Origin of the sequence: Buttiauxella sp. WJP83 (assembly GCF_027594725.1) — a bacterium.
Classification (GTDB): Bacteria; Pseudomonadota; Gammaproteobacteria; order Enterobacterales; family Enterobacteriaceae; genus Buttiauxella; species Buttiauxella selenatireducens.
In genome coordinates this window covers 16,153-30,582 of record NZ_CP110080.1, presented here as the reverse complement: position 1 = coordinate 30,582, position 14,430 = coordinate 16,153, and the positions used below count along the sequence as shown (strand labels likewise).

Here is a 14,430-nt window from a genome sequence, read left to right as displayed (position 1 = left end):
TTTAGAAATTCAGACGACTCTATAGAAACTTCTACACATTCACGCGGCATAATCAACCGCCGCTGAGCATGCGGTTGAGTTATTTAATTCACAAAGGAAATGAGATGAAAAAACGCGTCATGATGATTGCCGCTATTGTTTGCGGCACGTTAGCAGTTTCTGGTTGTACTACCAACCCATACACCGGCGAACGTGAAGCGGGTAAATCGGGTATTGGAGCCGGTATTGGCTCACTGGTAGGTGCTGGCGTCGGCGCTCTTTCGTCATCGAAAAAAGATCGCGGCAAAGGTGCATTGATTGGTGCCGCAGCAGGCGCTGCATTAGGCGGTGGCGTTGGTTATTACATGGATGTGCAAGAAGCTAAACTGCGTGAAAAAATGCAGGGAACCGGCGTAAGCGTCACGCGTAATGGCGACAATATCGTACTTAACATGCCAAACAACGTCACTTTCGACAGCAGTAGCGCAACGCTGAAACCAGCGGGTGCTAACACCCTGACTGGTGTGGCGATGGTACTGAAAGAATATCCAAAAACTGCGGTTAACGTCGTGGGTTACACCGACAGCACCGGCAGCAATGATCTGAACATGAAGCTCTCCCAACAGCGTGCCGATGGCGTGGGCAGTGCACTGATTACCCAGGGCGTTGCAGCAAACCGTGTGCGGACCACGGGTATGGGGCCTGCAAACCCTATTGCCAGCAACAGCACGGCTGAAGGTAAGGCACAAAACCGCCGAGTAGAAATTACGCTGAGCCCACTGTCTTAATCATTAGAATTGATGCGCTCGCGCCCCGGGAATCTCCCGGGGCAATGCTATTTAGTCCAACACAAACGCCAAAACTTACATCGGCGGCGTCAGCCCGTCTTTGCCCGCAGAAATACCCCGCGCCACCAGTTGGCCTTTATCGTCTTTCACAGCATGCAGCACCACTTTGGTACCGGGTTGTAGCAGGTTCCGCATTCCTGGGGTAATCAAAACAACGGGAACATCGTCAGGAACGATCACCGTTTTCTCCTGGTCTTTAACCTTCACCGTCATGGTGCGGCCATTGCTATTCACCAGTTTGCCAACCGTACCGTTCGTCATCGTGTTGACGTTACCGTCTGCAGATTCAAAGGGATTAAACCCTTCGCCTGAGCCACGTAAGTCTGGCGAAAACACGTGCACCTCCAACGCTTTCAGCGAGCCATCGGCCTGCTGCACGGCAGCCGTGCCAATAAAACTATCAGGCTTGATGTCGCTGATGTTGGCCTTGCTGACGCTATTCACCTTGGTTTTGTCTGTCAAAGCCACCTCGAGCTTCTCCCCCTGCCGGGTAGTGATTGCGACTTCATTGCCATTCACCGAATCAATTACTCCACGAATTGGCCTAATAACGTTATCAGGCTGAACCGCCACTGCCCCCGCACTCAGCAACAGAGCACTGAGCAATAATGCGGAAAAACGATGCTTTATCATGTCTCTCTCCAGTATTCAGCGGATGAATAATTAGCACGCTCATTAAGGGTAATTCGCAAATGAAAACTGGGGAGGAAAGTGGAGTGAAAGAGTGTGTTTAAAGATTTCGTGGAATCGTGTGACGCCAGACAGTCGCAGCTAAACTATCGTGATACGCTGCGTGAATTCGATATCCATCGTGCTGGCTCAGGAAAAAATATGGCTTACAAACTTGCCCTGTTATTGCTTATCCCGTTCGCCATGATTGGCTGCGCTTCGAGGGATACCTCAGGCTATGACGGGCATCGTACGTATGGTCCAACCGAAACCGACGAGTTTATCCGCTCGCAACAGCTCGATCCCCTCAACAACCGTGAAAATTTAACCCCGGAACAGCGCAAGGCGATTAGCGAACAAATGCGGGCAGAAAGGCTGGAAGCCAGAGGCAGAATGGATAACAGCACTGATAGTGGCGATGGTTTTGGGCAGGCTGTTCCGCGATGATTCTCTAACTAATCACCAAAAACAAAAAACCCCGCTGGTGAGGCGAGGTCTTTTGTTTTTACTGCATAGTGCCGATTTCTGCGTCGCACACCTAGTAACATCAACTTCAAAAATATACGACGAAACCTACAGCGATGCAAATACTTGCTGATAATGTGAGCAGCTCATAACCAGGCTGCTTGCGAACCTGTTCGCATTTTCATTATAACACTGTTTATTTATACAGTTAAGCAGATATACTGAGTGTGTTGAAAGTGATGTGCTCTGAGGCCGCAATCCGCCGCGGAATACAAGTCCTGTCTGAAACGGGTGGTGCCGTCAGTGCCTTAACCTCAGAGGAGCACATCTAGTAACGTCAACAAATTCAGCAGACTACAGGCAGCGGAAAGGCGCGTCGGCTGAAAGTGCTCCTGACCACAGGAGAAAGCGTATGGGCTTGATGGAACTGGCTATTCTGTTTCTGAAACTCATGGTTGCGTTGCTGCAACTGCTTGAAGTTGCCATGAAATACTTCAAGTAATTCATGGCCTTCTGGTCGCATCTAAAGGAGGCGGGAAACCGCCTCCTTTTAATAAATTCTGACTGCCGTTTCGCTGGCAACAAAAATTGCCGTTCAGGCTTTAAAAGCTGCCATTAAATCCCCGATCAAAAAGCATTACACCATATGGCCTCGCTGCCTTTGTGTGGTAGATTCCTCTCGATTTTTAGATTCAGTTAGATTTATACACTGACTACTGGCACATAAATCCCTACAACGCACCTGAGACAATGAAAAAATTAGCCAACATTCACCTGCTGATGATGTTAATTCTTCTGGTTGCCGTCGGGCAGATGACGCAAACCATTTATATTCCGTCGATTCCCGATATGGCTCACGACTTTGGTGTTCGCAACGGCGCGATCCAACGCGTGATGGCAGCCTATTTGCTGACCTATGGCGTATCGCAGCTTTTCTACGGGCCGATTTCAGACCGTATTGGCCGCCGTCCGGTTATTCTGGCGGGTATGAGCATATTTATGCTCGCGACAGTGTGGGCGCTGTTTACCACCAATTTGACCGCACTGGTGATTGCCAGCGCATTGCAGGGGATGGGAACCGGTGTTGCGGGCGTCATGGCACGAACCATGCCACGCGATTTGTACGAAGGGTCATCGCTTCGCCAGGCCAATAGTTTGTTAAATATGGGGATCCTTGTCAGCCCGCTGATTGCACCAGTGATTGGCGGCATGCTCGATTCCATTTGGGGCTGGCGCACCTGCTACGGCTTCCTGCTGGTGCTGTGCATTATTGTCGCGATCTGCATGCTGCGCTGGCTGCCAGAAACTCGACCCGTTCAGGCCAAACCTCAACGTCTGATCGCGAGCTACAAAGCACTGCTGGGCAGCGGCTCGTTTAACTGCTATTTGCTCATGTTGGTGGGCGGCCTGGCTGGCGTGGCGGTCTTCGAAGCCTGCTCCGGCGTATTGATGGGCGGCGTGCTGGGGCTAAACGGTGTTGTCGTCAGCATTCTGTTTATTCTGCCGATTCCGGCGGCATTTTTTGGTTCGTGGTACGCAGGCCGACAAAATGCCCGTTTTTCATCGCTGATGTGGCAGGCGGTTTTGAGCTGCCTGATTGCGGGCATCCTGATGTGGATCCCAGGCTGGCTCGGTTTCATGAATATCTGGACGCTGCTGGTGCCTGCGGCGCTATTTTTCTTCGGTGCCGGGATGCTATTCCCGCTGGCAACCAGTGGCGCGATGGAGCCATTCCCGTTCCTCGCAGGGACTGCTGGCGCATTAGTGGGTGGATTGCAAAACATTGGTTCTGGGGCGATGGCGTGGTTTTCTGCCTTGCTGCCACAGACCGGACAATTCAGCCTCGGTATGTTAATGACCGCCATGGGCGTGATGATTTTGTTCTGCTGGCTGCCGCTTGCGCATAAATTCCAGCAAACCGAGCAACAAGCGTAAGGCGGGTTTTCACCCGCCGTTATTCTTAAAGCACTTTACTTAAAAACTCTTTGGTACGCGGGTTGGTCGGATTGTTAAACAGTTGCGACGGTGGCCCCTGTTCCTGAATCACGCCCTGGTCGATAAACACCACACGATCGGCAACTTCACGGGCAAAACCCATTTCGTGGGTAACGATAACCATCGTCATGCCTTCCAGCGCCAGTTGCTTCATCACCGCTAGCACTTCTCCCACTAACTCCGGGTCGAGTGCTGAGGTCGGTTCATCAAACAGAATGATCGACGGCTCCATTGCCAGCGCACGCGCAATCGCCACACGCTGCTGTTGCCCACCAGAAAGGCTCGATGGCCAGGCATCAATTTTGTCTATCAGACCCACTTTTTGCAGTAGTTTTTCCGCACGCGAAACCGCTTCAGCTTTCGACAAACCTTTGAGCGACATCGGCGCCATCGTCAGGTTCTCGAGCACCGTCATATGCGGGAACAAATTAAAGCGCTGAAAGACCATCCCCACACCGGAACGCAGGGTATTGAGGTTGGTTTTCGGGTCGTGCACCGCAAAACCGTTCACCACCACTTCACCGCCATCCGGTTTTTCCAGCGCGTTCAGGCAACGTAAAAAAGTACTTTTACCTGAACCCGACGGGCCAATCACGCACACCACTTCCTGTGGCGCGATATCACATGAAATACCACGCAGCACATGAGTTTTGCCAAATTGTTTCTGTAAATCATTAACGTGAATCACTTTTGCCAAGCCTCTTTTCCATGTGTTGCACCATCAGCGAGAGCAGGAATGTTAATACCCAATAAACCAATGAGATCGTCAGGTAGGGTTCCCAATACGTCGCATAAGCGCCAGAAACAGTACGTGCTGCATAAGCCAAATCTGCCAGGCCAATCGCTGAAGCCAACGAAGAATCTTTCACAATGGCGATGGCGTTATTGCCCAGTGGAGGAAGAATCCGGCGGAACGCCTGCGGCAAAATAACTTTGCGCATCGTTTTGCCCCAGCCCATTCCCAGCGCACGCGATGCTTCCATCTGGCCTTTGTCGATTGACTGAATGCCCGCACGGAAAATCTCAGAAACATACGCCCCGGCATTAAGCGTTATCGCGACCACGCACGACAGGAATGCACCATATTCAGAGCGCAGTTCGCGGGCAAAATCCACCGACATCAGCCCACTGGTGACCAGTATTCCATCACGCGGGTTGATGAATAGAGGTACCAACGCGAAGTGAACCACCATGATTTGCACAAACAGTGGCGTACCACGGAAGGCACTCACGTAAATACGCACCGGCCACTGCACGGCGTAGCGCAATACATGTTTCCATGGGCCATCTTCGGCATGCGCCATACGACCCAGGCCAAGCAATAAACCCCAGGTGGTACCCAAAATGACACAGATGATGGTGCATTTGATGGTCATGATCGCGCCTTGCATAAATAGCGGCGCGTATTCTGAGATTATCTCCCAGCGAAATCCGGTCATACCTGTCCTTGTTGGGGCCGAACCGGCCCCGAGTCATCCAAAATTATTCAGCGGGGAGAGTAGGAACGTTGCTATCAAACCAGGTGGAATAGATTTTTGCGTAAGTCCCGTCAGCCACAATTTTCTTCAAGCCGGAGTTGATTTTACCCAGTAACTCCTGGTTATCTTTCGCGACGGCAATACCGAAATACTGGCGTTCAAACTTGTCATCTTTGACCGCTTTCAGCGCTTTATCCGGATGGGATTTGATGTAGTACTTCACCACGCCAACGTCACCGACCGCAGCATCAATGCCATTTTCAGCCAGCTCCTGAAGCATCAGCGGCGTATTATCAAAACGTTTGATGTCGGTGCTGTTTTTACCCAGTGTTTCGGATACCACGGTATCGCCCGCGCTTGAGTTCACCACGCCGACTTTCTTTCCTTTCAATGCGTTAACTGAATCGACACTGGAATCATTCGGCACGACGATGGATTGCTCTGCCGGGAAGTAAGGGGCTGAGAAATCGACCATCGCTTTACGTTTATCAGTGATGGTGATGCCTGAAATAATAATGTCGCGATCGCCAGAGTTCAGCGTGGCGAAAATCCCTTCCCATGGCGTATTAACCAGTTTGATATCAAAACCTTCAGCTTTAGCGATGGCTTTGATGATGTCGATATCAAAACCTTCGAGCTGCTTCTGGCTGTTTTCAAATTCAAACGGGCGGTAAGTGCCACCAGAACCGACTACATAAGTCTGCTGTGCGGCATACGCGGAAGTGAGGACGGTAGAAACAAGGCATCCTGCTAAAACAACTGATTTTGCTAACATCCTGAACATATGACGCTCCCAATAAAATTATTTATGCACTTTAATTGCATAAAAATACATAATTTCATGAGAAACGGCAACTAAAAATCATACGTGTGATTGAAGCCACTGGATAAACGCTTCAATTTTCGGCCATTGTCGTCCCGGTAGCGTGGTGGCGTAGTAATGCTGATGGCACTTCAGCGTCATTTCCCCAAATGGAGCGACTAACTCGCCGCGATCGAGGCGTTTTTGCACCAGCCTTTTTCGTCCCATCGCGACACCCACCTGGTTTACGGCAGCAATCACCGCTAAATCTGAGCGATCAAAACCGATACCAGAAGATGAAGGCAACTCGACTGAAAAATGCTGCGCCCAGCTGTGCCATTCGTCCGTTCCGGAATCATTGCTCCATGCTTGTCTGTCATGCAACAACGTGCAATTGCGCAGGTGCGCGGGTTTATCTTTTAATTCAAAACGTTGGGCGTATTCTGGGCTACACACCGGCAGAATGGATTCATCCATCAGAAAATGATGTGTTAACTGCGACGAAGGCGCATCGTCAAAATAGAGTGCTAAATCAATGCCTGCGCGTTGCAGATTCACGTTCTCATTGCCAGTGAGAATGGTCAGTGAAATAGACGGATAGCGCCGCGTGAAATCCCCGAGAATCGGCACCAACCAGCACTGGGCAACAGAAGGACGCGAGTAAATGGTCAACAGACCCGACAGCTCCTGGTTTTTGATGTCCAGGATCTCCTGATTTAACGTATCCAGAGAAGATTTCAGCGCCCAGAAAACCCTTTTGCCTTCATGTGTTAACTCCACTTTACGGTGGGAGCGCACAAACAACTGAATGCCCAACTCCTGCTCAAGCTGATTAATTCGGTGGCTGACGGCACTTGAGCTTAGAGAAAGCTCTTCTGCCGCCAACGCGAAGGATTGATGCCGGGCAGCGACTTCAAAAGTGTAGAGTTTTGATAGCTGCCAGCCATTAAGTAAGCGATTTCTGACTTCGCGAATCGGGTCCATTGTGCTCTCCAGAGAGAAAAATCATGGCGGTATTGTAAAAGATGCGCCTGAAAACGTCGTTTTAAGGTGCGAAAATTTGAACCAAAATCAAAATTACACCCCATTTTTTAACCTTAATCACTCTTTTGGTTCAATCTGGCTCATGTGAAATGCCATTTATATCGTTTGTCAGCCAGGAGCAATTTTTGTCCAATAGCCGCAGATAAATCGCAGAGTGAGGTGGGTATGGAATCTCAGATTTGGGTTGTGGGAACGCTGCTAAGCAGCATAATTTTAATCGTCTTTACCATCGTCAAACTGAAGTTTCACCCTTTCCTTGCCTTGCTGCTGGCCAGCTTCTTCGTCGGCACCATGATGGGCATGAGCCCGCTGGATATGGTGAATGCGGTCGAAAGCGGCATTGGCAGCACGCTGGGCTTCCTGGCAGCAGTCATTGGCCTTGGTACAATTCTTGGCAAGATGATGGAAGTCTCTGGCGGGGCTGAACGAATTGGCCTGGCGTTGCAGCGTTGCCGCTGGCTTTCCGCAGATGTCATCATGGTTTTGGTGGGGTTGATTTGCGGGATCACGCTGTTCGTGGAAGTTGGCGTGGTGCTGCTGATCCCACTGGCATTTTCTATCGCGAAAAAGACCAACACTTCACTGCTGAAGCTGGCTATCCCGTTATGTACTGCGTTAATGGCCGTGCATTGCGTGGTTCCGCCACATCCGGCAGCGATGTTTGTTACCAACAAATTGGGTGCTGATGTTGGTACGGTCATTGTGTATGGCTTACTGGTTGGGTTAACCGCGTCGTTAGTCGGCGGGCCACTGTTCCTGAGATTTGTGGGCAATCGCCTGCCCTTTAAAACCGTACCCGCAGAATTTTCAGACCTGGAAGTACGCAAAGAGGACACGCTGCCATCGTTAGGCGCAACCCTGTTTACCATTTTGCTGCCCATTGGCCTGATGCTGGTCAAAACGCTCGCCGAGCTGAATATGGCAAAAGGCGGGACGCTGTATACCGTTCTGGAGTTTATCGGCAACCCAATAACAGCCATGTTTATTGCGGTGTTTGTGGCCTATTACATCCTTGGATTACGCCAGCATATCGGCATGAGTAAGCTGTTAACGCATACAGAAAATGGCTTTAGTTCTATCGCTAATATTTTGCTGATTATCGGTGCTGGCGGGGCGTTTAACGCCATCCTGAAAACCAGTGGTCTTGCAGATTCTCTGGCGGTTCTGCTCTCCAATTTGCATATGCACCCGATTCTGTTGGCATGGCTGGTTGCACTGATTCTGCATGCCGCCGTAGGCTCGGCAACCGTCGCGATGATGGGAGCAACGGCGATTGTGGCACCTATGCTGCCGCTCTATCCCAACGTCAGCCCGGAGATTATTACGATTGCTATCGGCTCCGGAGCGATTGGCTGCACCATCGTGACAGACTCCCTGTTCTGGCTGGTGAAGCAATATTGCGGCGCAACGCTCAACGAAACATTTAAATACTATACAACGGCGACATTTATCGCCTCTTTACTGGCACTGGGCGCGACGTTCCTGCTTTCATTTATCATCTAAGCGCAAAGAGATTGTCTTATGAAAAACGCTGAAATCAACACTTTAACTCAACAATTTCCGCTGGTTAGCGATTTGATCGCCCTGAAAGAAACCTGTTGGTTTAACCCGGAAACGACTTCATTTGCCGAGGGTTTACCTTACGTAGGCCTGACACACGAAGATGTGCAGGATGCCCATGACCGTCTGACACGTTTCGCGCCTTATCTGGCGCAGGCGTTTCCAGAAACAGCGGCGACCAACGGTATTATCGAGTCAGAACTGGTCGCGATCCCGGCCATGCAAAAGCGCCTGGAAACCGAGTGTAAGCAAAAAATAGCGGGCCAGTTGTTGCTGAAAAAAGACAGCCATCTGCCCATTTCCGGTTCAATCAAAGCGCGTGGCGGGATCTATGAAGTACTGACGCATGCCGAAAAACTGGCGATTGAAGCGGGTTTGCTGACCACTGAAGATGACTATCGCAAGCTGCTGACACCTGAATTTAAAGACTTCTTTAGCCAGTACAGCATCGCCGTAGGCTCAACCGGCAACCTGGGCTTATCCATCGGTATTATGAGTGCGCGCATTGGATTTAATGTCACCGTGCACATGTCAGCGGATGCCCGCGCCTGGAAAAAAGCCAAGCTGCGTAGCCATGGCGTTACGGTTGTGGAATACGAGCAAGATTACGGTGTCGCCGTTGAGCAAGGCCGTAAAGCTGCCGAGTCCGACCCTAATTGTTTCTTTATCGACGATGAGAACTCCCGCACCTTGTTCCTCGGCTATTCAGTTGCCGGTCAGCGCCTGAAAGACCAGTTCGCTCAGCAGGGGCGCATTGTTGATGAACAGCATCCGCTGTTTGTTTACCTGCCGTGCGGCGTTGGCGGTGGTCCTGGCGGGGTCGCATTTGGCCTGAAAATGGCCTTCGGCGATAACGTTCACTGCCTGTTTGCTGAGCCGACTCACTCACCTTGTATGCTGCTGGGTGTTTACACCGGCCTGCATGATGAGATTTCCGTGCAAGATTTGGGCATTGATAATATTACCGCTGCCGATGGCCTGGCTGTGGGACGTGCATCCGGGTTTGTTGGGCGTGCCATGCAAAGACTGCTCGATGGTTTTTATACCCTTGAAGATCAGACGATGTATACGCTGCTCGGCTGGTTGGCAGAAGAGGAAAACATTCGCCTTGAACCTTCCGCGCTTGCCGGTATGCCTGGCCCACTGCATGTGAGTGCCGATGCGGCCTATCATCAAATGCATAACTTCACTGCTGAACAATTGCAAAACGCCACGCATATCGTCTGGGCAACTGGCGGTGGCATGGTGCCGGAAGCAGAGATGGCGCAGTATCTGGCGAAAGCGAAGTAGTCTCGCTTAATAAGCACGCCCTCACCCCGGCCCTCTCCCCCAGGAGAGGGAGAAACCGAACAGTTCCCTCTCACCCTGGAGAGGGAGAAAACCGAACAGTTCCCTCTCCCAGTGGGAGAGGGTTAGGGTGAGGGCTGCCCACATCCAACAAAACTATTTCAGTTCAGGCCAGTAATCTTTGTTCGCCTCAATCAAATCATCAAGAATCGCTTTGGCAACCGATGCACTCGGTACGGTTTTAGAGAGCGTAATGGCCTGCCACAATTTCACATAAGATCCCTCTTCCCAGGCTTCCACCACCAGTTTTTCAACCGCCACCTGCTGGCTCATCAACCCTTTCTGGAACTGTGGAATGTTACCGACGACCAACGGCTCAGGGCCGCTTTTCCCTACCAGGCAGGGGATTTCCACCATCGCTTCCGGGTCAAAGTTATTAATCGCGCCGTTGTTTGGCACAATCAGCAGCATGCGCTCCTGGGTGTTGAAGGCGATAGCCGCCGCCAGATCGACGATGTACGACGCATGTTCGTCAATTTCCAGCTCACCGGCAGACGATTTCCCCGCTTGAATGATGGCGTTACAGGAACCAAAGACGTGTTTTTCACGGTGTTCCATCACCTCATTCGCGCGAGTGTGCTCAGGGTTTGAATGCTCAACCACGTAATCCGGGAACAGATAGTATTTCAGATAGGTATTTGGGAAGGTGGTTGGGTCCAGCGCCCACACATCTTTTGCTTTCGAGAAAGTGTCGTTCCAGCTAGCTTCTGTACCATGTTCATCAGATGGCGGAACATAACCAAACTTCGCCACATGTTCGCGGATTTTAGGCATCAAATCGTTGCCATCTTTATCTTCGATAGACGTCCACCAGCCGAAGTGATTCAGGCCGTAGTAGCGTACACGCATCTCTTTGCGATCTTTCAGACCCGCAATTTGCGCCATGCGGCTTTCAATGCCGATTGGCATATCGCAAATGTTGAGAATTTTTGCATTTGGGCGCAGACGACGCGTCGCTTCTGCCACAATCGCCGCCGGGTTGGAGTAGTTGAGCATCCAGGCGTTCGGCGAGTATTTTTCCATGTAGTCAACGAGTTCCAGAACCCCACCGATGGAGCGCATCCCGTAAGCAATCCCGCCCGGCCCACAGGTTTCCTGGCCCAGCACGCCGTGACGCAGTGGGATTTTCTCGTCTTTTTCGCGCATCGGGTATTTACCCACGCGAATGTGCGCCATCACGAAATCCACATCGGTAAAAGCTTCTTTTGGATCGGTGGTGTAGCTGAACTCAATGTCTGGCGCCTGCTCTTTGAGGATAACTTTACAGGCCTCGGCGATAGTTTCCTGACGCGCGCCATCGTTGTCATAGAACTTTAAAGAACGCAGCGGGAAACGATGCTGGTTAGCCAGCAACATCAATACGATACCTGGAGTAAATGTGCTGCCGCCACCGGCTACAACTACAGAGAATTTTTTCATGATACTGCCTCCGTCATGGATTTAAGTTCGGTCAATGATGTGTCTTTCATCAGGGTTTCAATCTGGTCACGGACTTGCGGGACATGCAGACCCACAATCACCTGAATACCGTTGCCGCGCCGCACCACACCGTGGGCGCCCAGCGCTTTGAAAATTTCGTCACTCTGCGTTAGCGCCATATCAGCCAGCGTGATGCGTAAGCGAGTTGCACAGTTATTGACGCTAAGGATGTTGTCGTTACCTCCCAGAGCTTCGAGGATGCCTGCAGCCTGGCTCTGTTTGCTTTCTTTGGCCGCCGCAGCAGTGGTTTGCTTGCGTGACGCCTGGTAATCCGCCTTGCTGTAGAGCTTGATTTCACTCTCCTCGCGGCCTGGCGTTTTCATGTTGAAGCGCAGGATTAAGGTGCGGAACACCACGAAGTAGATGGCGGTGAACGCAAGGCCGATGCCAATCTGGATGAACATCATCGATGCGTGGTTGTGGAACATCGGTATCCAGTTTTGCGGCAAGAATTGGTCGAGCAGGCCACCGCCCATGTTGCCCACCACGCCACACATGTACATCACGGTCGCCATCGATGCGGCGAGGAATGCATGAACGGCAAACAAGACAGGTGAGATAAACAGGAAGGTAAATTCAAGAGGTTCGGTAATGCCCACGAGCATCGCGGTCAATGTTGCTGGGATCAGCAGGCCTGCCACTTTTACGCGGTTTTCAGGTGCAGAGGTGGCATACAGAGCCAGCGCAATCCCAAGGCAGCCAAATATCTTCGAGTTTCCGTGCAGCGCGAATCCCCCTTCCGGGAAAAGCGTTTTCAGCGGAAGCGTACTCTGGCTGAACTCCTGCAAATGCTGCGCCCAGTAAACCTGAATACCGCCTTCCACGACCGCTGGGCCAAAGATAAACGGACCATAGATGAAGTGATGCAGGCCGGTTGGGATAAGAATGCGTTCAAGGAAGGTATAAACCCATACGCCAAGTGAACCGGCGTTGCGTAAGAAATCCTGCAGGGATTCAATGCCCATTTGCACTTTTGGCCAGCCAAACAGAGTGAGCCAGGCGCAAGGGATCATCACGAAGAAGGCCACAATCACGACGAATGAACTGCCCTGGAAGATGCCGAGAAAGACGGGAAGTTGTTTTTCGAAATAGCGGTTGTGAATAGCCGTGACTAATCCGGAGATGACTATCGCGCCAATAATGCTGGTATCGAGCGTTTTTATCCCGGCAATCATGGTGAGTCCGGTACCCGCTGTCGGATCGACACTGAAATCAACACCGAAGTAATGGCCCCAGGTCATTCCCATCGCATTGATGAAGTAGTTCCAGGTCATAAAGCTCACCAGCACCGCTAAACAAGCACGGCCCTGCGCTTGCTTAGCGAGGCCAATCGGTAAGCCGACGGCAAAAATCAGCGGCATATTGCGGAACACCGTCCAGCCGCCTTCTTCAATAATGTGGACGATTTGCGCAAATAAGTTATCGGGAGCGGTTAACGCTTCGCCGACAAACATCGGGTTGCGCAACATAATGGCGATGCCTACGACAATCCCGGCGAATGGAAACAGCAAAACCGGGGTAAACATTGCGCCACCAAAACGTTGTATTTGACTGAGCATTTTTAAATCCTCATGTAACAACTTGCAGGGTAAATACCCTTTAGCATTCGAGTTGCAGGTAGGCGGCCAGGGAACTTATCCCGATGAGCTTACTTCAGTAAGTGATTCGGGTAAGTGAGTGCAGCCAACACCCCTGCAGCTCGAATGATGACGGGTATAAATGGCCTTATTTTTTAACGCTGGCCTGAGACTGAGAGTAAGGAGACGTGGGTGACTTATCTTTGCCCGCCGCGCCGATTCGTGATCGCTTTCATAGTTTTTATTTGGGGCAAGTTGTCTACTTTTTGATAAATAAATAGACACGCTGATTTTCACCATCCAATTCACGGCGTGAATGAGAAATTTAACTCAATTAAATCAAGTGAATATTGAATGAAACAAGGGTTTATTAAACCCTATGCGCAGCCATTAAGAGGTCTACAGGTGATCTACAAATCTATCGCCGATCGGTTACGAATCCGCCTTAACTCGGCTGATTACAACATTGGTAGTCCACTGCCTTCTGAAGTCCGTCTTGCAGGTGAGTTTGGCGTATCACGCATGACGATTCGTAAAGCTATCGATTTGCTGGTGAGTTGGGGGCTGGTAGTACGCCGCCACGGTAGCGGCACCTATGTGGCTAAAAAAGATGTCCATCATGAGACCACGAATCTGACGGGATTCATTGAAGTGATGCGCAACCAGGGTAAAGAGGTCATCAGCAATGTGCTGGAATTTCAGGTAATGCCCGCACCGCCTGCCATCGCTAGCCAATTACGCATTAATATTGATGAACGGATCTACTACTCGCGCCGGGTGCGCTCGGTAGACGGCAAGCCATTGATGGTAGAAGACAGCTACATGCCATTGAAATTATTCCATAATCTATCAGTCGCACATCTGGAAGGGTCAAAGTTCAGTTATATCGAGGATGAATGCCACATTATTGTGTGCGGTAACTACGAAAGCCTGACACCCGTCCTGGCCGACCGGAAGATGGCAAAGTTACTCAACATCGACGAGCTCACACCGATTTTGCGCATCACCTCGCTGTCATACAGCGACAGCGGCGACTATGTGAATTATTCGGTCATGTTCCGCAATGCCAGCGAATACCAGGTGGATTACCATCTGCGACGAGTGCATGTGTAATGCAAAGAAAAAAAGCGGGAACATTCCTTACGGGTTAGCCGGGGTGTAAGAAAGAACCGCTTATTATATGTAGT

Annotated in this window: 14 protein-coding genes; 7 read left to right on the top strand and 7 right to left on the bottom strand. The window is 50.9% G+C overall.

Annotated elements, in window-relative coordinates; all coding sequences use genetic code 11:
• The first annotated feature begins 104 nt into the window (after positions 1-104).
• Positions 105-767 carry an OmpA family lipoprotein gene (locus OH773_RS00145; RefSeq protein WP_270141910.1) on the top strand — a complete coding sequence of 221 codons (663 nt, stop codon included), beginning with the start codon at positions 105-107 and terminating at the stop codon, positions 765-767.
• A gap of 75 nt (positions 768-842) precedes the next feature.
• On the opposite strand, the gene OH773_RS00140 is transcribed toward OH773_RS00145, so the two are convergent.
• Positions 843-1,460 (bottom strand): hypothetical protein, encoded by a 618-nt coding sequence (locus tag OH773_RS00140; RefSeq protein WP_270141908.1) that lies wholly within the window; start codon positions 1,458-1,460, stop codon positions 843-845.
• A 93-nt stretch (positions 1,461-1,553) separates the two neighbouring features.
• On the opposite strand from OH773_RS00140, the gene OH773_RS00135 reads away from it, so the two are divergent.
• The 3 genes from OH773_RS00135 (at position 1,554) to emrD (ending at position 3,896) form a co-directional block, all read left to right on the top strand.
• On the top strand, positions 1,554-1,943 hold the full coding sequence (locus tag OH773_RS00135) for a hypothetical protein (RefSeq protein WP_270141906.1): 390 nt from the start codon (positions 1,554-1,556) through the stop codon (positions 1,941-1,943).
• 430 nt (positions 1,944-2,373) lie between these two features.
• The gene (locus OH773_RS00130) at positions 2,374-2,463 is read left to right on the top strand and encodes a type I toxin-antitoxin system toxin TisB (protein WP_122974051.1); all 90 of its coding nucleotides are present in this window, start codon (positions 2,374-2,376) and stop codon (positions 2,461-2,463) included.
• A gap of 248 nt (positions 2,464-2,711) precedes the next feature.
• Positions 2,712-3,896: a multidrug efflux MFS transporter EmrD gene (gene emrD / locus OH773_RS00125; RefSeq protein ID WP_270141902.1), complete on the top strand. Its 1,185-nt coding sequence runs from the start codon at positions 2,712-2,714 to the stop codon at positions 3,894-3,896.
• A gap of 25 nt (positions 3,897-3,921) precedes the next feature.
• On the opposite strand, the gene OH773_RS00120 is transcribed toward emrD, so the two are convergent.
• From OH773_RS00120 to dsdC, 4 genes are all read right to left on the bottom strand, one after another.
• Positions 3,922-4,644 carry an amino acid ABC transporter ATP-binding protein gene (locus tag OH773_RS00120; RefSeq protein WP_183272354.1) on the bottom strand — a complete coding sequence of 241 codons (723 nt, stop codon included), beginning with the start codon at positions 4,642-4,644 and terminating at the stop codon, positions 3,922-3,924.
• Entirely contained in the window at positions 4,631-5,395 is a 765-nt protein-coding gene (locus tag OH773_RS00115; protein ID WP_270141900.1) for an amino acid ABC transporter permease, read from the bottom strand. Before OH773_RS00115 ends, OH773_RS00120 begins: the two co-directional genes overlap by 14 nt.
• 43 nt (positions 5,396-5,438) lie before the next feature.
• Positions 5,439-6,209, bottom strand: coding sequence for a basic amino acid ABC transporter substrate-binding protein (locus OH773_RS00110; RefSeq protein ID WP_270146005.1), 771 nt, complete (start codon positions 6,207-6,209; stop codon positions 5,439-5,441).
• 87 nt (positions 6,210-6,296) lie between these two features.
• On the bottom strand, positions 6,297-7,220 hold the full coding sequence (dsdC, locus tag OH773_RS00105; RefSeq protein ID WP_270141898.1) for a DNA-binding transcriptional regulator DsdC: 924 nt from the start codon (positions 7,218-7,220) through the stop codon (positions 6,297-6,299).
• Between the two features lie 225 nt (positions 7,221-7,445).
• On the opposite strand from dsdC, the gene dsdX reads away from it, so the two are divergent.
• Together dsdX and dsdA are read left to right on the top strand one after the other, a co-directional pair.
• Complete coding sequence (dsdX, locus tag OH773_RS00100) at positions 7,446-8,783, top strand: D-serine transporter DsdX (protein ID WP_270141895.1); 1,338 nt, start codon at positions 7,446-7,448, stop codon at positions 8,781-8,783.
• 18 nt (positions 8,784-8,801) lie between these two features.
• Entirely contained in the window at positions 8,802-10,130 is a 1,329-nt protein-coding gene (gene dsdA / locus OH773_RS00095) for a D-serine ammonia-lyase (RefSeq protein WP_270141892.1), read from the top strand.
• Between the two features lie 153 nt (positions 10,131-10,283).
• On the opposite strand, the gene OH773_RS00090 is transcribed toward dsdA, so the two are convergent.
• Together OH773_RS00090 and OH773_RS00085 are read right to left on the bottom strand one after the other, a co-directional pair.
• On the bottom strand, positions 10,284-11,606 hold the full coding sequence (locus tag OH773_RS00090) for a 6-phospho-alpha-glucosidase (RefSeq protein ID WP_270141889.1): 1,323 nt from the start codon (positions 11,604-11,606) through the stop codon (positions 10,284-10,286).
• Positions 11,603-13,225 (bottom strand): alpha-glucoside-specific PTS transporter subunit IIBC, encoded by a 1,623-nt coding sequence (locus OH773_RS00085; protein WP_270141887.1) that lies wholly within the window; start codon positions 13,223-13,225, stop codon positions 11,603-11,605. Before OH773_RS00085 ends, OH773_RS00090 begins: the two co-directional genes overlap by 4 nt.
• 423 nt (positions 13,226-13,648) lie before the next feature.
• Between OH773_RS00085 and OH773_RS00080 the strand changes: the two genes are divergently transcribed.
• Entirely contained in the window at positions 13,649-14,356 is a 708-nt protein-coding gene (locus OH773_RS00080) for a GntR family transcriptional regulator (protein WP_270146004.1), read from the top strand.
• Positions 14,357-14,430 lie beyond the last annotated feature (74 nt).

Bases quoted from the DNA above. Each gene is read 5' to 3' on its own strand.
- OH773_RS00145 (WP_270141910.1), top strand. From the start codon at position 105: ATGAAAAAACGCGTCATGATGATTGCCGCTATTGTTTGCGGCACGTTA.
- OH773_RS00140 (WP_270141908.1), bottom strand. From the start codon at position 1,460: ATGATAAAGCATCGTTTTTCCGCATTATTGCTCAGTGCTCTGTTGCTG.
- OH773_RS00130 (WP_122974051.1), top strand. From the start codon at position 2,374: ATGGGCTTGATGGAACTGGCTATTCTGTTTCTGAAACTCATGGTTGCG.
- emrD (WP_270141902.1), top strand. From the start codon at position 2,712: ATGAAAAAATTAGCCAACATTCACCTGCTGATGATGTTAATTCTTCTG.
- OH773_RS00115 (WP_270141900.1), bottom strand. From the start codon at position 5,395: ATGACCGGATTTCGCTGGGAGATAATCTCAGAATACGCGCCGCTATTT.
- OH773_RS00110 (WP_270146005.1), bottom strand. From the start codon at position 6,209: ATGTTAGCAAAATCAGTTGTTTTAGCAGGATGCCTTGTTTCTACCGTC.
- dsdC (WP_270141898.1), bottom strand. From the start codon at position 7,220: ATGGACCCGATTCGCGAAGTCAGAAATCGCTTACTTAATGGCTGGCAG.
- dsdX (WP_270141895.1), top strand. From the start codon at position 7,446: ATGGAATCTCAGATTTGGGTTGTGGGAACGCTGCTAAGCAGCATAATT.
- dsdA (WP_270141892.1), top strand. From the start codon at position 8,802: ATGAAAAACGCTGAAATCAACACTTTAACTCAACAATTTCCGCTGGTT.
- OH773_RS00090 (WP_270141889.1), bottom strand. From the start codon at position 11,606: ATGAAAAAATTCTCTGTAGTTGTAGCCGGTGGCGGCAGCACATTTACT.
- OH773_RS00085 (WP_270141887.1), bottom strand. From the start codon at position 13,225: ATGCTCAGTCAAATACAACGTTTTGGTGGCGCAATGTTTACCCCGGTT.